Annotated in this window: 19 protein-coding genes; 8 read left to right on the top strand and 11 right to left on the bottom strand. The window is 42.7% G+C overall.

Features of this window, described 5'->3' with window-relative positions:
- Positions 1–333 precede the first annotated feature (333 nt).
- The 4 genes from ACTWPM_RS18555 (at position 334) to ACTWPM_RS18540 (ending at position 2432) form a co-directional block, all read left to right on the top strand.
- A complete protein-coding gene (locus ACTWPM_RS18555) occupies positions 334–900 on the top strand; it encodes a TetR/AcrR family transcriptional regulator (RefSeq protein ID WP_443134472.1) in 567 nt (188 codons plus the stop codon).
- Between the two features lie 37 nt (positions 901–937).
- On the top strand, positions 938–1801 hold the full coding sequence (locus ACTWPM_RS18550) for an SDR family oxidoreductase (RefSeq protein WP_443134471.1): 864 nt from the start codon (positions 938–940) through the stop codon (positions 1799–1801).
- Positions 1798–2127, top strand: a complete 330-nt coding sequence (locus ACTWPM_RS18545; RefSeq protein ID WP_443134470.1) for an NAD(P)-dependent oxidoreductase — start codon at positions 1798–1800, stop codon at positions 2125–2127. The genes ACTWPM_RS18550 and ACTWPM_RS18545 overlap by 4 nt, the downstream gene beginning before the upstream one ends.
- Before the next feature lie 89 nt (positions 2128–2216).
- A complete protein-coding gene (locus ACTWPM_RS18540; RefSeq protein ID WP_443134469.1) occupies positions 2217–2432 on the top strand; it encodes an NAD(P)H-binding protein in 216 nt (71 codons plus the stop codon).
- 115 nt (positions 2433–2547) lie between these two features.
- Here ACTWPM_RS18540 and ACTWPM_RS18535 read toward each other — a convergent pair whose 3' ends face one another.
- Entirely contained in the window at positions 2548–3351 is an 804-nt protein-coding gene (locus ACTWPM_RS18535; protein ID WP_443134468.1) for an alpha/beta hydrolase family protein, read from the bottom strand.
- 175 nt (positions 3352–3526) lie between these two features.
- On the opposite strand from ACTWPM_RS18535, the gene ACTWPM_RS18530 reads away from it, so the two are divergent.
- A complete protein-coding gene (locus tag ACTWPM_RS18530) occupies positions 3527–3949 on the top strand; it encodes a DUF1801 domain-containing protein (RefSeq protein ID WP_443134467.1) in 423 nt (140 codons plus the stop codon).
- A gap of 160 nt (positions 3950–4109) precedes the next feature.
- On the opposite strand, the gene ACTWPM_RS18525 is transcribed toward ACTWPM_RS18530, so the two are convergent.
- Positions 4110–4412: a MerR family transcriptional regulator gene (locus ACTWPM_RS18525; RefSeq protein ID WP_443134466.1), complete on the bottom strand. Its 303-nt coding sequence runs from the start codon at positions 4410–4412 to the stop codon at positions 4110–4112.
- Between the two features lie 48 nt (positions 4413–4460).
- Positions 4461–4622, bottom strand: coding sequence for a Fur-regulated basic protein FbpA (locus tag ACTWPM_RS18520; RefSeq protein ID WP_443134465.1), 162 nt, complete (start codon positions 4620–4622; stop codon positions 4461–4463).
- A 403-nt stretch (positions 4623–5025) separates the two neighbouring features.
- Between ACTWPM_RS18520 and ACTWPM_RS18515 the strand changes: the two genes are divergently transcribed.
- Complete coding sequence (locus ACTWPM_RS18515; RefSeq protein WP_443134464.1) at positions 5026–6096, top strand: AI-2E family transporter; 1071 nt, start codon at positions 5026–5028, stop codon at positions 6094–6096.
- A gap of 934 nt (positions 6097–7030) precedes the next feature.
- Here ACTWPM_RS18515 and ACTWPM_RS18510 read toward each other — a convergent pair.
- Positions 7031–8278, bottom strand: a complete 1248-nt coding sequence (locus ACTWPM_RS18510) for a cytochrome P450 (protein WP_443134463.1) — start codon at positions 8276–8278, stop codon at positions 7031–7033.
- A gap of 267 nt (positions 8279–8545) precedes the next feature.
- Here ACTWPM_RS18510 and rpsN point away from each other — a divergent pair, with 267 nt between their 5' ends.
- Positions 8546–8815 (top strand): 30S ribosomal protein S14, encoded by a 270-nt coding sequence (rpsN, locus tag ACTWPM_RS18505; RefSeq protein ID WP_443134462.1) that lies wholly within the window; start codon positions 8546–8548, stop codon positions 8813–8815.
- Between the two features lie 77 nt (positions 8816–8892).
- Here rpsN and ACTWPM_RS18500 read toward each other — a convergent pair whose 3' ends face one another.
- Both ACTWPM_RS18500 and ACTWPM_RS18495 read right to left on the bottom strand, forming a co-directional pair.
- Complete coding sequence (locus tag ACTWPM_RS18500) at positions 8893–11928, bottom strand: efflux RND transporter permease subunit (RefSeq protein ID WP_443134461.1); 3036 nt, start codon at positions 11926–11928, stop codon at positions 8893–8895.
- 1217 nt (positions 11929–13145) lie between these two features.
- Positions 13146–14669: a BCCT family transporter gene (locus ACTWPM_RS18495; RefSeq protein WP_443134460.1), complete on the bottom strand. Its 1524-nt coding sequence runs from the start codon at positions 14667–14669 to the stop codon at positions 13146–13148.
- 195 nt (positions 14670–14864) lie between these two features.
- Between ACTWPM_RS18495 and ACTWPM_RS18490 the strand changes: the two genes are divergently transcribed.
- A complete protein-coding gene (locus ACTWPM_RS18490) occupies positions 14865–15350 on the top strand; it encodes a GNAT family N-acetyltransferase (protein ID WP_443134459.1) in 486 nt (161 codons plus the stop codon).
- Between the two features lie 52 nt (positions 15351–15402).
- On the opposite strand, the gene ACTWPM_RS18485 is transcribed toward ACTWPM_RS18490, so the two are convergent.
- The 5 genes from ACTWPM_RS18485 to ACTWPM_RS18465 all read right to left on the bottom strand — a co-directional run bounded on the left by ACTWPM_RS18485 (position 15403) and on the right by ACTWPM_RS18465 (position 19732).
- Positions 15403–16416: a Gfo/Idh/MocA family protein gene (locus ACTWPM_RS18485; RefSeq protein WP_443134458.1), complete on the bottom strand. Its 1014-nt coding sequence runs from the start codon at positions 16414–16416 to the stop codon at positions 15403–15405.
- A gap of 29 nt (positions 16417–16445) precedes the next feature.
- A complete protein-coding gene (locus tag ACTWPM_RS18480; RefSeq protein ID WP_443134457.1) occupies positions 16446–17267 on the bottom strand; it encodes an STAS domain-containing protein in 822 nt (273 codons plus the stop codon).
- A 63-nt stretch (positions 17268–17330) separates the two neighbouring features.
- The gene (locus ACTWPM_RS18475; RefSeq protein WP_443134456.1) at positions 17331–18089 is read right to left on the bottom strand and encodes a VCBS repeat-containing protein; all 759 of its coding nucleotides are present in this window, start codon (positions 18087–18089) and stop codon (positions 17331–17333) included.
- A gap of 100 nt (positions 18090–18189) precedes the next feature.
- Positions 18190–18645, bottom strand: a complete 456-nt coding sequence (locus ACTWPM_RS18470; RefSeq protein WP_443134455.1) for a hypothetical protein — start codon at positions 18643–18645, stop codon at positions 18190–18192.
- 229 nt (positions 18646–18874) lie between these two features.
- Entirely contained in the window at positions 18875–19732 is an 858-nt protein-coding gene (locus ACTWPM_RS18465) for a DUF1206 domain-containing protein (protein ID WP_443134454.1), read from the bottom strand.
- Positions 19733–19915: the final 183 nt, after the last annotated feature.

The following is a 19915-nucleotide window of genomic DNA, read 5'->3' as shown; positions in this document are numbered from 1 at the left end:
CTCGAAAACTGACATTTTCCGTTAGATAGCGGTGTACGGCCAAGTGTTTTTCTTGGGAAGTAAGTTTGGACATATGGTGGATCCCTCCTAGGTTTCGTGAGGTGTCCAACATTTGGGGGTCATTACAAGCCTGAGGAGGCTCCGCGCATTCCCGCGGAAAGCGAAATCGTCCCCCGAAGGACCTTCCGCTCAACAATTATCTCGAAATCAAGTCTTACAGAAAAGGGAACTTTACTTTAAATCAACACGGAAGTTTAACAGAGCCAAAAAAGTAAAAAGAGTTATACTAATAATATATAGACCAATTGGTATAATTTAAAGGGTGGTACGTTTATGAGTAAAAAGGAAAATTCCCGGACAAGGTTAATTCAAACAGCTTCAAGATTATTTCAGCTACAGGGCTACCACGGCACAGGTCTGAATCAGATAACAAAAGAGAGTGGGGCCCCGAAAGGATCACTTTATTACTATTTTCCCAGTGGAAAAGAACAGCTGGCGATTGAAGCCGTTCAGCTTACAACAGCTAAAGTAACGGAAAGGATTGAAAGGGGGCTTGAGAAACAGGAGGAGCCTGTAAATGCCATCCAGTACTTTATAAAAGACTTGGCTGATCAAGCCGTGAGGGAAGGAGAAACAAGCGGAGTCCCTGTTGCAGCTGTAGCTCTTGAAACAACCAACGCCAGCGAGCCGATCAGGCAGGCTTGTCACGCGGCTTATGAACAATTCCAGCAAGCATTTGCAAAGAAGTTAAAAAACAATGGATATGCAGAAAAAAGAGCAGAAGAGCTGGGGGTTCTTATAAATTCTATGATTGAAGGAGCATTTTTAGTGTCTTTAACTACAAGGAGTAAAACCCCTCTCCTGTTGGTGGCTGACCAGATCCCCGCTCTGTTGAAGTAATTAGAAAACCTTTACCTGAGAGAAAGGCGTGGAAAACATGACCATTTTAGTGACAGGTTTTACAGGAAAGGTAGGCCAGGAAGTAGCGAAAAAGTTAAAATCCTTCCAGTTATCTATTCGCTGTGCCGTTCGGAATATAGAAAAAGCTAAAAAACAATACGAGGATGAATATGAATTTGTCGAGCTGGACTTATCAAAGCCCGAAACCTTTGCACCAGCCCTAAGCGGTATAGATGGTGTCTTTCTCATGTATCCTCCTGGAGAAGGCATTCAATTTGAACAGTTTGTAGAATCCGCACGTCAGAATAATATCAAGCATATCGTCTATCTTTCTTTAAAGGATGTCCAGTACATGCCATTTGTACCTCATTTTAAGAATGAAAAGACGATCAAGAAATCAGGTATTCCTTACACGTTTGTTCGAGCCGGATACTTTATGCAGAATCTAAATGATTTCCTTCGTAACGAAATCCGGGAAAAGCATCGTATTTTTGTACCTGCCGGAAAAGGAAAAACCAGTTTTGTAGATGCCCGGGATGTGGCTTATATTGCTGCACTTTCCTTGAAAGATTCAGATAAACACCGATTTCAAAAATATGTAATCACAGGGGCTGAAGCTTTTGATTTTTTTGAAGTCGCCTCCCAAATGACCAAAATACTAAAAGTGCCTATTCACTATGACAATCCTACGTTTAAACAATTCAAGAAAACAATGCTCAACCGCGGTGTAGATGAGAAATTTGTGAATGTGGTTATTGGTGTTCATGCTCCGACTAAGTTAGGGCTTGCTGGAGGAATTAAGTATGACTATGAAAAAGTGACCTCCGCGCAGCCAACATCATTACTGCAATATATCATGGACTACCAGTCTCAATGGATGTCTAAGGAGGAGAAATCATGAAAATTATCATTTTTGGTGCAAGCGGCCGGACTGGTCATCCGTTAGTCAGGAAGGCGCTTGAGCGTGGACATGAAGTGACCGCCTTTGTAAGAGGAAAGCACAAATTGATCCACCCTCATGCTGAAAACCTTCAAATCATAGAGGGAAGTGCTCTTACGTATGAGGATGTAGAAAAAGCTGCAGCGGGCCAGGATGCGGTAGTAAGCGTGCTGGGTCATACCAAAAATAACCCTGAAGACCTGCTCACTCAGTCAGCGAAAAACATGACTCGGGCCATGCAGGAACACAGCATCAGGCGAATCATAAGTTTGACAGGTCAGGGATAGCCGTCGAACAGGATGTGAAACAAGGAGCGGTGAGCCGCTTGTTTGGGACAGCATTAAAATGGAGGGCTAGAGACCTATGGCAGGATTCTATGAACCACAAAAATCACCTGGCTCAGACACACTTAGACTGGACCATCATTAGAGCGCCAAGGCTGAAAGAAGGTGAGCTCACTAAACAGTACCAGACAGGCTACTTTAAATTTTCTAAGCCGGTGGTATCAAGAGAGGACATAGCTCATTTCATAATGGAAGAATTGGAGAATCCACAATATATTAAAGAGTATCCGCTGATTGGTTCCAAATAGGGAAGGGCATTAGATTTATGGGAGGTCACCTGGTCTTTTTTCAGCTCAATGTGAAACTCAAAAAGAATTAGAAATTAAAAAATCCGCCTCTTTCCTGAGACGGATTTTTCTTCAATTACAAATGATTTTTAAGCAGGTTCATTTCTTCCAAAATAGTTTCCCATGCAGTAGAGGAAACGTCCGTAAGCATAAAGTGTTCATCTTCTGGAAGTTCTACGTATTTAATAAAGTCACCTAAATTTTCCGTCATCTGGTAGTAGTGATCACTAATACCAACGGGAACATGGATATCAAGTGATCCATGCACAATTACTTGAGGCACATTAAGGGGCAAAAGCTCTATAGGATTGGCTTCCTTAAATCGTGCCGGGTATTCATCGGGAGAGCCTCCAAGCAGTTCCGCAGTTGGATTGGCTGGTTCCAAAGAAAGCGAAGCATCTCTCCTATGATGAACCTCATACATTTTGCGTAAGTCGTTTACCCCTGCTAAACTAACCGCCGCTGCAATCGGGAGGGGAGAACTGTTTGTCACCAGCTCACTAGCTGCAGGGAGGCGATGTCTCCCTGCAAGCCAAAGCGCCAGGTGGCCCCCTGCTGAATGACCGATGGTTACTACTTTTGAGAGATCAAGAGAATGAGAGTTTTTGAGCTGAACCAGGTAGTCGCACGCTTCTGCTGCATCTTTAAGAGTACCTGGCCAGGCCCCGCCTTCCTGCCCAACCCGGCGATATTCAATATTCCAAGTGGCAAAGCCCTGGGAAGTTAAACTTTCAGCGACGTCATTCATGATTTCGAGACCAAAACGATCTCTCCAGAACCCACCGTGGATAACCACAGCTACTGGATGTGGTCCGTCTCCTTCTGGTAAGCGTAATTCCCCAAATTGATTTTCAGTTGTTCCGTAAAATAGTCTTTCCATATGTACACTCCTTCTTAATGGACTACTCTGAAAACTAAAGACCAAAACTCTACTAGTATTTTATTCCATTAAGGGTAAAACTACAAAAGTTTTAGGGGGACGCCTGATACGAGAGATAGTCACCCGCTCGGTTATGATAAAATGAACGTAACCGAATAAAGGGGGAGAAAAAAGGATGTATGAATTAAAAACCAGGGAAAATGATGAAAGTGTACTAGCGTTTATTGAAACCGTGGAGAAGCCTAAAAAACGCGAAGATGCTTACAGGCTCCTGGATATTTTCGCGGAAACCACTGGGTATGAAGCGAAAATGTGGGGGAGCAGTATTATTGGATTTGGGTCTTATCATTACAAATACGCCTCTGGTCATGAAGGCGATGCTCCTCTTGTGGGATTTTCCCCTCGTAAGGCGAAGATCAGTTTATACTTTTCACCGGGAGAGCCCCGCCGGGAAGAATTGTTACAGAAATTCGGCAAACATACGACAGGGAAAGCCTGTGTGTACATTAATAAAGTGGAAGACATTAACCAGGACGTTTTAAAAGAGTTGATTCATGCTTCGATCACCCACCTGCAAAGCCTTTACCCTAAAGAATAATAGTTTGTTATATAAGTAGTTGTGAATTTTAATAAGAGAGTTCTCGAACAATCGGGCCGGATACTGTAAGACTCAGTTTCGAGATATTCTGGTCCGTGGCCATAAAATAACGAGATAACATTTGGAGGAGCGTCCAATTATTATCTCGCTTTTTTATTGGCTATTTCATTTTAAAATGAGCGTTGATCTGTCCTCTCAGCATACGCTCAAACACCTTTTGCTTATCACCGGATCGCTGCATATCTTTTCTGATTTCAAAAGTTTGAACCCCTTCTTCACGCTTGTCTGCAATTTGAAGCAATACTTCAACATCAGCAAAAGAATACTTTCTTGTACCTCTTTTAGTTCTTTCAGGGAAGATTAATTCTCGTTCCTCATAGTATCGTATCTGCCGGAGGGATAAACCAGTTAATTCATTCACTGTCCCTATGGAGATTACTTTTTTATCCTTGTAAGAAGACATCTTTTCTCCTCCTTAAATGTTTATAACCAAAGGACTCCTTCTGAGAATTCAGGGACCAGGCCGATCGAGCCGTTTTACTAACGCTTCCAGTTGAGTTAATGTCAATGATTGTAGAGCCTCATCCGTAGACTGAACCATCCCTGAATTGATTAACTTCTTGATATAGTGCTCTTTCATGGTTTCTACTGCATCGCGTAAATGATTTTTCATAAGGCCCACCTCAACATTCAGATTTAAATTTTTTCAAAGCTATACGGGTGAAAAGAAAAGGCAAATCCACGCCGTCTCCTTTTCATGAATTATCCTTAGGATAAAACATAAAAAATATTTTGTCACTCTTTATGTTAGATAACCTAACATAAATATAAATAAACCACCTAATATGTTAAAAAACCTAACATATAGGATGGTTCTGAAGCTGAATTGAGTCCTCAATTTAACCAGCGGCTAAGTTTCAGATTGATCAGCTGTAACAATTTTTTCAGAAAAATCATGATCTCTGTAAAAAAACCAAATTATTGGAGTTCTTTTTTAATTTAGCTGTTTATCCCGAGCTAAATTAGTGAATGTGTTAAAAGGAAGATAAAGTCAGTAAAATGTCAGGAGAGTGACTATGTGGATTAAGCATCCTTTTTTCAAATATTTAACCGCTATTATACTAGTGTTAATATGTATTTTCTTTTTAAATTTGCTCGAATTCTTTAAACCGATCGCTACAGTCATCGGAACCCTTTTCTATCCATTTCTCATTGCGGGGTTTCTGTTTTATCTGATGCGGCCGTTGGTAGAACTAATATCAAAGCGGAAGTTTTTCCCTCGTCCTGTGGCCATACTAACCGTTTTTGCAGGGATAGCCGGGCTTCTTTATGTAGCTTACACTTTGCTGGCTGAAACGATAAAAAAACAAGTGAACAATATTTCTCAATTGCCTGAGAAAATGAAAAGCGCAGCCAAGGAGGCTGAGCAAAAGATTCAAGAGAATGATATGGGGATGCTTTCTGGTCAATCCCTGACCCATAAGGCTAATCAATTTTTTGGGGATATGATTCAAGGGATTCTGGATAATATTACGGGTATTTTCTCAGCATTCGCAGGTGCTGCAACTGTTTTAATCATTGTGCCTTTCGTTTTGTTCTTTTTGTTGAAAGATGGCCACAAATTAATCCCGTTTATTGGAAATAGGCTGCCCAAAGGACATCAAAAAGAAGGGAAGAAGCTGCTTAGGGATGTCGATCAAACGCTTGCCGCTTACATTATAGGACAGGTGACCGTAGCACTGGTGGATGGTATCCTGTCTTACATTGGGTATTTAATCATTGGGCTTGACTATGCCCTCATCCTTGGTATATTTGTTGCCGTAACAGCTATAGTTCCTTTTATTGGTCCGATTATTGGTGCCATTCCGGCGATTGTCGTTGCTCTCATGCAGGATCCGCAGATGGCTTTGTATGTCATTATTACATTAATTATCGTACAACAGCTGGAAGGGAATCTTGTTGCCCCTGTCGTACTTGGCAGCCGGCTCCATATTCATCCTTTAACTATCATTCTGCTTCTGGTTGTAGCTGCTCCGTTATATGGTTTCATAGGAATGCTGATTGCTGTTCCGTTGTACTCAGTGGTTAAAGTTGTAATAAAAGATCTCTATAAGTTCTATAAAGTGGACACAGGACTTAAAGCATAGCCTCTGCTAAAGTTTGCTGTGGATTTTTCATAATAGGCTTATTACGCAATAGGGCCGGTTTGTGGAAGACTCAGATTCGAGATATTGAGTGGAGAAAGGGGCTCCAGGGAACGGCTCGCTTTCCGCGGGCATGCGCTGAGCTTCCTCGGGCTTAACAGCCCTGCGGGATCTCACCGATCATGTTCATCCCGCAGGAGTCTTCGCCGTTCCCTTCTTTGCGATCATAGAGAGCTCAAAAGTCTTTGCATAAACACCTTCCCATGAACAAGAATCATCTATAATCCACCTTGATTTTTACTGTTTGTTTACGTGTAGGAACCCTGTTATAGAAGCATTTGAGACAGATCCAGCTTGGCTCCTGTCTTCTATAGCAGGGTCCGTTCACTAGCTATCGTTGGGGTGGCGGAGAAAACGATGAGACTCCCAATTTGAAAGCGGAAGCACCTTGGTCAGCGGCGTATGGACTGGACTGAGCTGGCGGAGATAAAGAAAACACGAAGAGCGGAGCGAGGCGATGTTGCCTTATCGTACAGAAGCGAGGGAAGTCTCACTAGCCGCTAGGTGCTGGAGCTGGATAGCACTCCATGCGGTTTAGGCAGTGGCTTATGATTCCATCTGTCGTTAGTGTAAGAACGGGAGAAGGAGCTAGGTGAGACCCCACAAGGAGTGTTAACGACTGAGGAGGCTTATGGTAAAAGAAGGATCGACTAAGATCGCCACGTCCTGTGGCAACGTCGATCGACCCTACTTCGTGTAGGGCCGCAGGAAAGCGAGTTGTTTCCGTAGCCGCCCCATCCTTTTTTGAAAATGGACCCGAGTTAACTCGAAACCGATTCTCCAAGTAATGGGAGCTTTACTTTAATATCAACTTGAAAGTTTAATAGAGCCTGAGCATAAATAAGCCCGATTCCTTGGATAGGAACCGGGCTTATTTTTATTGGCGTTGGACGTTTTTAATAACGAATCCACTTTTCGGTAAGGCTGGCATTTTTCTTAAACTGTAGCTGTAATCCTGTTTCGGCACCTCATAATCGAGATGGTTCGTCATATAACGGAAACTGGTTTTCATTATTTCAATCGTAGGCTGCTCGCCTGGGCAACGGTGCCCTTTATAATAGTCACCGCCTCCCTGAGGAATGAGATCAAATAAACCCCCATTCCAGTTCAGAAAACGATCAGGGTTGAAGTCATCTGGATTTTCCCATAGGCGAGGGTCGTGGTTTGTTCCGTAAATATCAATCATAACCAGCTGGCCCTCTTTGAAATTATACTGCTGCCACGTAAAGTCATGATCGACTCGTGCCCCGAGGAAAGGGACGAAAGGATAGTAACGGCGAATTTCTTGAGTAAATCTCAAAAGGTAGTCATCGTCATTGGCTGCTTTTGCAATCGTTTGAGGGAATTGATAGAAAGCCAAAGCTCCAAAAGTAATAAATTTGGATATAGCAACAAGGGGACGAATGACGTTGATTAGTTCGATGGCAGCCATTCGAGCATCCAAAGGATTTCCGTGCAGGTCTTTATGCATAGCCATTTCGAAGATTGCCGTGCCTTTTTGAGCCGATTGTTTTCCTTCGCGAACGTCGAGAATTAAATCTTCAATCCATTTCTCTGTACGCTTTCGTGCTCTTCGGCTTTCGATATGTTTCGGACCTACAGCGCTAAAACCATCGATCATGTTACTTAAGTCGCGGGTTCGTTTTTCTACTTCTTTTTCCTTTAAAGGTACTCCAGCCCACTCGCAGGCTGTGCGGCATAGTAACTCCCGCGTCTCATCGTAAAGCACCACTTTTTTCTTACCTTCCCATTTACTTGCGAAATGGTCCCAGTGTTTTTCTGTAATGACTTTTAAGGAAGCGAGTGCTTCAGGTGTCATTAAAGACATGAATAAAAGTTTACGGTGAGTGTGAGCTTTTCCATCCATTGTCTGAATAGCGTCTTCTCCAAAGAGTGTTTTCAGCACTCGGCCCGGAAGAGCATTTTTCCGGTTCATTCGACTCGTGTCATAGAAAAGTCTTGCCCCTTCTTCACCGCTGAGAAGCGCGACCTTTTCTCCGAGAACCCTCGTTTCATAAACATCCAGGTGATTGCTTTGCACACGTTTGGAAATGAATTCATAACCATCCTTGAACATTGCAAGGGTATTATCCAATGTCCTGTCTTTCGGAACTTTTACCGTCATATGTAGTCTCCTTTTTTAGTAAGGGTGTAATAGTTAGGATTCCTTTTTATAAGTGAGTGTAAACCAGGAAGAATGACGGAATTTGTGTGAAAGTGGGTAATTGAAGGTTGTTGACTTGACTAGGTGCGGTAAAAGGATAAAATCGTAATCGTTACTATTTAGGTATTGCACTAGGAAGTAGCTGGATCGTAACAGATGCTTAAAGCCAGAAATAATTGAATCTAATAAAATACACTATTTTTTATAAAGAAAGGGTGAGTAAATCATATGGCTAAAAAATCCAAAATCGCTAAAGAGAAAAAGCGTGAAGAGATGGCAGTGTTTTATGCCGAAAAGCGGCGCGAGCTTAAAGAAACAGGGGATTATGAAGCTTTGCGTAAGCTCCCCCGTGATTCATCGCCAACACGTGTGAAACGTCGTTGTGAAATATCCGGCCGTCCTAGAGGGTATATGAGAAAATTTGATATGTCCCGTATTGCTTTCCGCGAACTCGCCCATAAAGGGCAAATTCCTGGTGTAAAGAAAGCCAGCTGGTAATCTAGTGTATATCTTTATAGGAAAAAGGAAGGGCAGGTGTGGGTTAACCAGTACCTGCCTTTCCTCTACATAAACAATTATCCTGCTGACTTATTAAACGGTGGATTTTCCATATCCATTTTTTCTTTGCGCTCAGTTTTTGAGAACAGGCGGTACACCGCAGGGATAAGCACCAGGGTAATTACAGTAGCGAACAGCAACCCGGAAATGATGACAGTAGCCATAGGAGCCTGATAATTTCCGGCAGACCCTGTAGCAAGAGCTAGAGGTAGCATACCGCCGGCCGTCGTGAGGCTGGTCATAAAAATAGGCCGCATTCGATTTTTTCCTGCTTCTATAAGTGATTCTTCAACTCGGTAGCCTTGCCTTCGAAGTTGATTGGTACGGTCAATGTATAAGATGGCATTGTTCAACACGATCCCGATCAACATCACCACACCCATTCCGGACATCACACTCAGTTCACGCTGGGTTAAGAAAAGTCCTAGAATGACACCAACGATGGTCATTGGAATGACAGACATGACGATGAGTGGATGGAACAAATGGTTAAACTGCACAGCCATAACAAGGTAGACAAGAAAGACCGCAATTCCGAGGATAAGGATCATTTCCTGGATTAACTCCTGCTGCTGTTCAAGATCCCCTGCTGCCGAAAGATCGTATCCAGCAGGTGTATTAAAGTTTTCGATTACTTTTTGAACATCTCTGTTTACCGCGCCCAAATCCCTTCCCTCAATGTCAGCAGATACGGATACAAATCGCTCTCCGTCGACGTGGCTGATTTCATTAGGGGTGTCGAAAGGCGTTAATACAATAAAAGAAGACAATTTCCTGTTGCCGTCTTCTGTGGGGATCGTCCAGTCCATCAATGCTTGGCTTGTATCTGCTTCCTCTTGCCAGCGGGCAATGACAGGTACTTGTTCTTCATCGAGCGTTACTTCGGCAATAGATGTATCCAGTAAGGCCTGCTCTATGGAGAGCTTTAATTGCTCAGCTGTCAGGCCAGCATTTTTCACAACGTTTTCTTTTACTTCAACCACTTCTTCCTTAGTGGTGCGATCTATGGAAGTGGTAACCCCTTCCAACCCGTCAATGTCTTTTAACTCATTGGCAAAGTCCTTCGCCAGCAAGTTTAACTCTTCAAAGGAATCTCCTTTAATCTGAACCTCAACAGGGAAACCGCCGCCTCCCGACATTGCACTTTGAACGGACTGGATCGGCTGTGTATCCTGCAGGTCGCGTAAGCTTCGGAATATGTTTTCATTTACAAGTTCCTGATCTTCCGTGATTTCTTTATCTTTCGTCATATTAATAATGGTGTAAAACATACTGCCGTCATCAATAATATAATTGGATTCTACATCTTGAACATTTTTAAGACTGTCATTCATTTGTTGAACGAGCTCTTCTTTATCCTCACTCGCTAATCCTGATTCGAAATCCACAATGACTTCGGCATACCGATTGAACATATCAGGCATGATCGTCATTGGGATTTTAGTGACTAAGAACAGGGAGCCTGCAAACATAAGAATAAAAAGACTGATGACAGCGGCGCTGTAACGCTTTTTCCTGACAATCCACGCTGTCATTTGTCCGTAACCCTTTATCCACGAACTTTCTTTATTAGATTTTTTAGCTCTTTTATGCATTAAGAAACGCTCGGATAAAGCAGGAATAAGCGTAAAAGAAACGATAACGGAACTGATCAGCGTAATGGCCAGTACAATAGAAAGTACGATCATAAATTGACCCATTTCTCCGCCTAGCAGGCCGATAGGCAGGAAGACAACGATGGTGGTGAGCATGGAGGCGAGTACAGCTGTTGCTACTTCTCGGGTTCCCTCTAGCACTGCGGTAATCTGCTCCAGTCCCTGTTCTTTCTTACGGTAAATCGACTCCAGGATAACAATGGAGGAATCGACCATCATACCAATGCCGAGCCCGAGTCCAATCAGGGTAAGAAGATTTAAACTGTAATCTAATATCCAAATGCTTGCCATAGTAAGCAAAATTGAAGTAGGGATCGACACGCCAATAATAATAGTTGCTCGTATGTTCCTTAAAAACAACAGCAGTATCGCAATGGCGATAGCTCCACCAATAAGGATGTTGCTTGTAACCCCGTCTATAGAATCTTTTACATAGTCAGCCTGAGCGACAATTTCATTCACTTGGAAACTCTCCGTCAGACCTTCCTCTTTAATAGATTCAAGCTCACCACGGACAGCTTCTGCCGTTTCAATATCCGTAAAACCATCAGCGCCTCCGATTTGAGCAAAGATAAAGTCTTTAGTGCCATTCTTCCACACGAAAGAAGAGTTTTCTTTAGGCTGTAAGGAGACGGATGCTAGTTTATCGAGCGAGATGAAGCCGTCTTGTGTTGGAATATCTATAGACTTTATATCGTTCAACTGTTCAACAGTGGTATTCCAGCGAAGAGAAGGGGAATCTGTTTCACCGTTTAAGTCTCCTAAAGTACTTTCACTGTTAGCCTGCTGGATAACCCCTGTGACTTGGTTGATATCCAGTCGGTTTTCGTCTAAAGCCTCGCGGTCAAACTCAATCATTACTTCTTGTTCCAGGACCCCTGACAAGTCAACATCTCTCACCTCAGGAAGTTCTTCTAATCTTGGCTCCAAAATATCTTTGGCAAATACCGTCATTTCTTTTAAATCTCCGCCTGATACATCAAGAAAGAATTGATAACTCTGAGTAGTTCCGTATTGACCAGATTCAATCTTTTCTACATCGGGGAGGTCAGGCTTGGAGGCGTTCACTACAGCTTCCACTTCTTTTATGGAATCTTCGCCTTTTCCTTGTTCAAATTCAATTTGCAGGGAACTCTGCCCTGCATAGGTAGTGGAGCTGACTTCTTTAACACCTTCTACACCTTTCAGCTGTATTTCAAGTGGTGTGGTGATCGTTCGTTCCACTTCGGCAGCAGATTGATCACCGGCGTATACGTTGACATAACCCATGTCTACAGTGAATGAAGGGAGAAGTTCTTCATCCAGGTGAAGGACAGCGTAGCCACCAATAAGGACTATAAGTACGGAGAGAAGTCCCACCATAATTTTTCGGCGGATGATGAATTGCAGGGCTTTCATACGGTATTTCCTCCTTTGTTACTGTTTTTTTTGGATTTAGACCTAAAGATAATTATATATCTACCTCATGAAAAAATGAGTGTATTTTCCTCCTAAACAAAAATTTTACAAATTGAATACAAATTCTGATTGCTTTTATCATAGCCTGATTGTACGGTGGCTGACTTTAATCCCTGGACGTATTTTTGATAGGTCTGGAGACGTATTTAATGGAAAAATATCTATACAAAAAAAGCTCCCGTTACTTTAAGACTTGATTTCGAGATAAATTGGGTCCGTTGCTAAAGAAAGGATGGAGTGGCTACGGAAACAACTCGCTTTCCTGCGGCCCTACACGAAGTAGGGTCGATCGACGTTGCCACAGGACGTGGCGATCTTAGTCGATCCTCCTTTTACCACAAGCCTCCTCAGTCGTTAACACTCCATGTGGGGTCTCGCCTAGCTCCTTCTCCCGTTCTTACACTAACGACAGATGGAATCATAAGCCACTGCCTAAACCGCATGGAGTGCTATCCAGCTCCAGCACCTAGCGGCTAGTGAGACTTCCCTCGCTTCTGTACGATAAGGCAACATCGCCTCGCTCCGCTCTTCGTGTTTTCTTTATCTCCCCCAGCTCTGTCCAGTCCATACGCCGCTGACCAAGGTGCTTCCGCTTTCAAATTGGGAGTTTCGTCGTTTCCTCCGCCACCCAACGATATCTAGTGAACGGGCCCTGCTATAGAAGACAGGAGCCAAGCTGCATCTGCCTCAATTGCTTCTATAACAGGGTTCCTACACCTAAACAAACGGTGAAAATAAAGGTGGGTTATAGATGATCCTTGTTCATGGGAAGGTGTTTATGCAAAGACTTTTGAGCTCTCTATGATCGCAAAGAAGGGAACGGCGAAGACTCCTGCGGGATGAACATAATCGGTGAGATCCCGGAAGGCGAAGCCTGAGGAAGCTCACCACAAGGGATGTTCGACTAAGATCGCCACGTCCTGTGGCAACGTCGAACGACCCTGCGTCGTGCAGGGCCGCGGAAAGCGAGTCGTTCCCTGGAGCCCCTTTCTCTACAAAATATCTCGAAACTGAGTCTTAAAGTAAACGGTCCGATTGTTTAATAAGTCACAATAAACATTAAACAACCTCTTTCAACATAGATAACTGGAAAATAGAGCATAAAAAAATCCCAGGTAAGCTTAGGTTTGCTTACCTGGGAATACGTATAACTAGGTTTAAGAAGTGGCGCTCATTTTTCTGGATTTCGTTTTATTATTCTCAGCAGATGCTTCTCTGCTGGCTTCTTTAAAGAAAGAGGCTCCCATCATGAGTAGGACAATAGAGAATGGGAGGGCAGCTATAATTAACATATTTTGCAGTCCCTGGGTTCCTCCAAAATAGATGATAATACCAGCCATGGCGGATAAAGCAAGACCCCAGGTAATTTTAACAATTCCTGAAGGGTTTATAGCTCCTGAAGTGGATAACATGCCTAACACAAAAGTTGCTGAATCAGCTGACGTTATAAAGAAAATTGCGATGACAAAAATAGTAATAAACGACATCAGTACACCTAAAGGATATTCTTGCAAAACAGCGAAAGTAGCCGTTTCCAGAGAATAATCCGATATAGTTGCAATCCCATATTGTTCAAGGTTGAGCGCTGACACGCCGAAGACGGTAAAGAAAACGAAACAGATCAGCGAAGGTACCAGCAGCACCCCTGCCATGAATTCACGGATAGTGCGCCCGCGCGAGATTCTTGCAATGAAGATCCCGACAAACGGTGACCACGACACCCACCAGGCCCAATAAAAGATGGTCCAGTCATTAATCCATGTGCGGTTCCCTTCATTGAGAGGGGCAATATTGAAACTCATGGAAATGAAATTGGTAATATAACCGCCAAGCGTATTGGTGAACATATTTAAAATATACTGAGTTGGCCCTACAATAAATAATAAGATTAATAGAATAACCGCAAGGACCATGTTGATGTTACTTAAATATTTAATACCTTTACTAATTCCGCTCCAGGCAGAAAAAATAAATAAGGCAGTGGAGACTGTAAGAATAATTAATTGATAAGTAAAGTTTGCAGGAACATTGAACAAAAAGGAAAGCCCCTGATTAATTTGAGCCGTCCCAAAACCAAGCGTAGCAGCAACACCGAATACGGTAGCTACTACTGCTAATGTATCGATTGCCTTTCCTGGTATTCCTTTCATGCTTTTTTCACCGAGCAAGGGAATGAGGGTCGCGCTTACGAGACCGGGAAAACCTTTATGGAATTTGAAATAGGCGAGGACAAGCGCTACTAGTCCATAAACAGCCCAGGCACTGATACCCCAGTGAAAAAAAGAGTACTGCAGTGCTTCCTTTATGGCTTCATCAGAACCAACTTCAGCTTCAGGTGCATTTTTAAAAGCGTGTGCAATGGGTTCAGATGTTGTCCAGAATACAAGCCCCATGCCCATCCCCGCACTGAAGAGCATAGCAAACCACGTGGGAAGGGAAAACTCAGGTTTTTCGGTCTTCTTCCCTAATTTCAGGTGTCCAATTTTAGAAAAAGTTAAAAAGACACAAAACAGAAAAATGACCATAACAATTAATAAATAATACCATCCAAATCGATTAGCAATAAAACTAGTCGTTTCGGTAGTTACTTCCTTCAAATTTCCAGGAGCAACGGAACCCCATCCTACCACCAGGACGCATATAGCAAGGGCGCTCCAAAATACAGTTGTTACGTTTTTCATGTCGTCACCTCGTATGTAATGATATTTGTAAAAGCGAATATTCAACCTTGATATTATATAAGTATATCTGTCGCTTCCCTTAGGCTTTCCCTCTCAAACCACGTAATAGCCGTTACCAGACTGGTAGATGAAGGAAAATTTTCGTGTTACATTAGTAAAGATAGTTTGTACTCCATATTTTAGGAGGTGGATTGATTGCCGGAAACTGTGCAACTTGTAGACATCCAAGAATCCCACTTGCAGCCTATGTATTTATGGGAACTTGATAAAGAGATTCAGAGAAATGCAGGGATTGAACATCCGAGAACCTATGAACACTTTCTAAATTCTTTTTCAGAATACTTTCGTGGAGATAAACCTCAATACTTTTTGAAAGCGGTGGAAGTCAATGGGTTGCTTCTTGGGAAAATAGAGCTTTTCTTTGATGGAGAGAAGAATTACCTTGGAATCGTATTAGCTTCTCAGAGAAACCAGGGGATTGGAACCAAGGCTTTGAATCTGTTTTTAAAGGAACTCAAACAGCGTAAGTACGTCAATCAGGTATATGTGGAAGTCTACGATGATAATGAAAGAAGTTTACATTTCTTCCAGAAGAACCAATTCGTTTACACGGGGGAGTCTTCGGTTGAATGGTATAGAAATCGGCAGCGAACACTAGTAACTCTTGTGCGTGATTTATAATATTAAATCAAACTCTGCCCCATATAACGGCTTCATGAGACAGAGGATCCATTTATTTTGAAAGGTTCAATTCCTGCAAATCGACTCGTCTATTTCTTTTTTGTGATAAAGCAGCTCCCTGATTGATTAAAGTTAAATTCCATGCATCAGTCCTGGTGATGGAAGGACTTGTTCTTTCTTCAATCGATGCTGCCCACTGGTGAATAGGAAGGGGGAGTGACTCAGGAATGTCGGCAGGGCTCGTCCACTCTTCTGTGTCCATTTTTGTGCTCTTGATTCGGATTTCCCGATTTTCGATCATCAATGTACCTTCCGTTCCGTATAACTCGAGCTGGAACGGGCTTTTTGAAGAAATAAAACTGGTCTCAAGAACGGCCATAGCCTGGCTGGTATATTCAACTACAGCAACCGATTGGTCATCCACACCCCGGTCTGTTACTTGCTGCAGAGGTCCGGTAACAGTGGAAGGTGTACCTAATAAACGGTTAGCAAGATAAATGGGATGGGCACCGAGATCAATCATAGCCCCACCTCCGCATTGGGCGGGGTTAAAGAATGTTTCCGGAAGCCAGCCTAAAGGGGCTGTGTCAGTAGGAACAGCTCCGTTGTGAGCTGCCCGGCATCTTACCATCGTTATTCGGCCAAGCAGCCCTTGCTTGACGGCTTCCTCTGCGTAGATAAAGTAGTCATCGGTCAGACGAGGGAGGGAAACCATCAGTTCAACGCCTGCATTATCTACAGCGGAGAAGATTTGTTCACAATCTGCTACGGAAAAAGCTAATACTTTTTCTGTGAATATATGCTTCCCATGTTTAGCAGCCGCTAAAATCAGGTTCTTGTGCTGGTTTGTAGGGGATGCGATAATCACTGCATCAATGCTTGAATCAGAAAGAAGGGTGGTAAGATCCTGGACGAATGGAACTCCCAATTCCTCTGCCCACTCTTTCCCTCTAACGGGATCCTCATCCCAGACGGATGAGATTGTAATCCCGGGATTTTCTTGAGCCTGTGCCGCATAGTCGGCAGCGTGAACATGCCATTTACTCAGTAGAGCCACTCTTATCATATTTCCTCTCCTTACTCTTCAGAATTTTTTTAATCTCCTTGGTTTATTGATTCAAGCGCCTGACGAAGATCGCTGTAGGTTTCCAACTGATCAAAATTCATTCCTGCCTGAATGGCGGCCATTGCCATTTCGGTGCGGATACCTGTTAAAACAGTGCGAGTGCCTAGAAGTTCAATTGTCCTGGTTAAATTAAATAGATCGTTGATAAAGATCGTATCAAAGTCTGCAATACCGGAAAAATCGATGAAAAGAATATGGAGACTGTGTTCTTTAACTTTATGTAACGTTTGGTCCATAACTACCTCGAACCTGTCCTGTGAGAATTCTCCTACAAGTGGAAGGACGGCTTGATGATGGTTGATTAGAACAACAGGGGTAGAGATCGCATTTAAATGTTTTTCCATTTCAGCATGTTCTTTTTCTTTTGTTTTATTATAATTTTCAGTGGTTGCCCGAATGGCTGCATCAAAGGCATACACAATTTGTTCGGAAACAATAAATCCTTCTTCTACTCTTCCCTCACTGACCAAGTCGGTTTTGCGCATATGTTTAAGTAAAGAAAGGCGGAAAACGCTGAGGACATCGATGGTTTGTTTTAATAGCACGCCTTTTTGGTAGAAGTAGTTTTCGGAATCATAACCGATTTCCGCAGCGGTTGTCTCTTCATTGGTCCTCAGTAAGCTTTTAGCTACACGGTCTAACAGCTTGCGAAGCATATCATAATGATAATTTAAATCTCCATCAGAATAGTCAATCTCAAGTTGGTCAAGTGTGCGAGGTAAAAGTTCGTTGACGAGTATAGTTTGATGTTCTTTGAAGTAATCGGCCATTTTTTCATTCAAATTTGCCATGTCGGTATCCTCCCATGTGGAAATAAAATAAGTAACGTATAATGCTGCGAAAAAAAGGGGCATTTACACCCCATTCACACCAGGCACAGCCGCATACTGATTATTAAGAAAAGGTGAGAAAAATCCATTTCTAAAAGCCAAAGGTGTCTGAATCAGTCCGAGTTGGTCCGCATTATATCTGCCGACGACTCGCTGCAAGGCATACAGTTCATAGACACCATTGCCATCAAAATCAATGGGATAGAGTTGATTTAAGCCCGAAACCCATCCGTTCAAAGGCTGTTTTAGTGTTCCGTTCTCGTTATAGATTTCTGCTAAATATTCTGAATCACGGTTGCTGAGGTCGATTAAAAAAGTTAGCTGAAGCGTTTTATTTTCAACTTCTACTCTAAATTGATCTTTGTAGGTAACTGTATAATCATACCATTCATTAAAATTCTCATAATCAAATAACAGGACAGCTTGATTGTTCACGAAGGAATAGAGGTAGTAATAACCGAATCCTCCGCTGCCGCCGGAGTTAATACTTATTAAGATATCGTCTATTCCATTACCTGTGAAATCCCCCAGAAAAATCCTGGGCTGGTAACCCTGACCGTTTGGGAGGGGGATGTAGTAAAACTGGTCGGAAAATCCGTCCTGAATTACTAAAGTAATGTGAGTAACATAAGGGCTGCTTTCCACCTTTTGTCCTGTCACGTATATGTGATCCTGGACCTTGTCGCCATTGACATCACCATGAGCATAAGCTTCGATAAAAATTCCAGTACCTCGCTGCCATTCGTTCTGGTTATACAAGAAATTATTCATCTGCGCCTCCATTTTTTGGGTCTCCTAACTGAATGTAAGATAGTGTATGCCCAAGAAAACAGAATTGCGATCGCGGGTGGGCAGCATATGCCCTCAGTTTCAGATACCCATCTTACAGGCGGCTGAATCCTTCTTGCTCTAAAAAGTTCACAGCTTCTTCGTAGGAGTTGAAAGTACCTTCAAGCTGTTCTTCTGCGTACACGTTATAACCATCATCTTCCCTCATAAGAATGAGGGCCTGGTCGTGCTGATTTAACCATTCTTCCATAACTGGATTTTTTTCTGCCTGAGTCAGCGAAAGAGAGTCAATAGAGTGCCGGATAATGGTCCTTAAGTCATCCGCTTCGTAATCTTTAATATTGGTCATCCCTTTTTGATCCGTCGGATAATCCTCTAATTCTCCCGTATATACAAAACCATTTCCATTCGGGTGAAGGCGGTAGACGACGATTTTTTTATCATATTTACTTTCCTCAAAATGATAATTTAACCGTCCTAGTGATACTTCTTTTCTATCCAATTCTTCAAATTCTTCTATAATCGATATTTTTTCTTCAAATGTTAGCATGAGAGCCTCCTGAACCATGTATTAATTTGTTTAGTATAGCATATGAGGTGGTGTCAAAGCACGGCTATTGTAATAATAGGTGATCAGTGGTATAGTAGTATTGCGATGAGCTGTTTGCGTAAGACGAAGTATGAGCTTAAGAGCTAAACGACGAATGTGGTCGTCGGTACATTCGCGGCAATATATCAGAAAAGCCTTCCCATTTAAGTGGGAAGGCTTTTTTAGTGTTTTATTTTCTTTTACCAAAGCTCATATGTTCGTAGCGTCCTCGTATGATCTGGTAAATTCCGTAAAGGATTAGTCCTGCGGCCACTACACCCAGAATCCATTGACCGAACGGGGTCTGAGCTACTTCAGACAGAGCTCCGTCAAGCCCTTTTGCCTGATCCGGATTGGAAGTAAGGGCGGTTTGTACGAAGAAATACCCAATGAGACCGAGAACAGAACCACGTGCGATTAGTCCTGCGGTACCTGATTTTCTAGCCACATTGTATTCGTGGTGATCCATTTCTCCGGTTCTGAATTTCTTAAGGAACTTCTGCGTGGCACCGCCAATCAATTCATAAAGACCATATCCAATAATAATGACTCCAACAGCTCCTATAATCCAGGCTCCAAATGGTTGTGCGAGCAGTTTAGCAGACATTGTCTGCTTGGAACCTCCACCGCCGCTGCTGCTTCCAGCATTTGAAGCAATATTGATTGCATTGAGGGCCAGGGCTCCATATACGACACCGCTCACCATATAACCGATTCTGGAAATAATTCCTTTGGCACCTGTGCCCTCATTTGTAGGATCTTTGATAGCCTTTATAAAAACCCAGACAATATAACAGATAAGTCCAATTCCAATAATCCATAAAATGATATTGCCTGTGGGGACGCCGGCTAATGATCTCAGCATGCCGGAGGTGCCTGTCGTCTTACCGCCCACGCCGATAGCAGCCATAAAGGCCAGGATTCCTACCAGGGCATAAACAACACCTTTGGCCATATAACCGAAACGTGCCAGCCGTCTGATCCACGGTTTAATTTCCTCTTTGGCATCTTTTGCTTTTTGTGCACCAGAAGATGCATTAGAACTCATGATCCAACACCTCACTTAGTAATTTTTCTCTAGGTTCAAATAAGAGTTTCCCTGTTATAGTAATATAGAAACTAAATCATGTGATAAAAATAAATATTAATATTTGGAAATTCGACTTGCTTGCTCATCCTATAAATCAGACGAGCGGTGTAAACAGGAAATACAGGAAGTGCGGCTAACTCC

This window comes from Halobacillus sp. K22, from assembly GCF_052246795.1.
Classification (GTDB): domain Bacteria; phylum Bacillota; class Bacilli; order Bacillales; family Halobacillaceae; genus Halobacillus.
The sequence above is the reverse complement of the archived record's forward strand: the minus strand, read 5'-3'. Positions and strand labels throughout refer to the sequence as shown.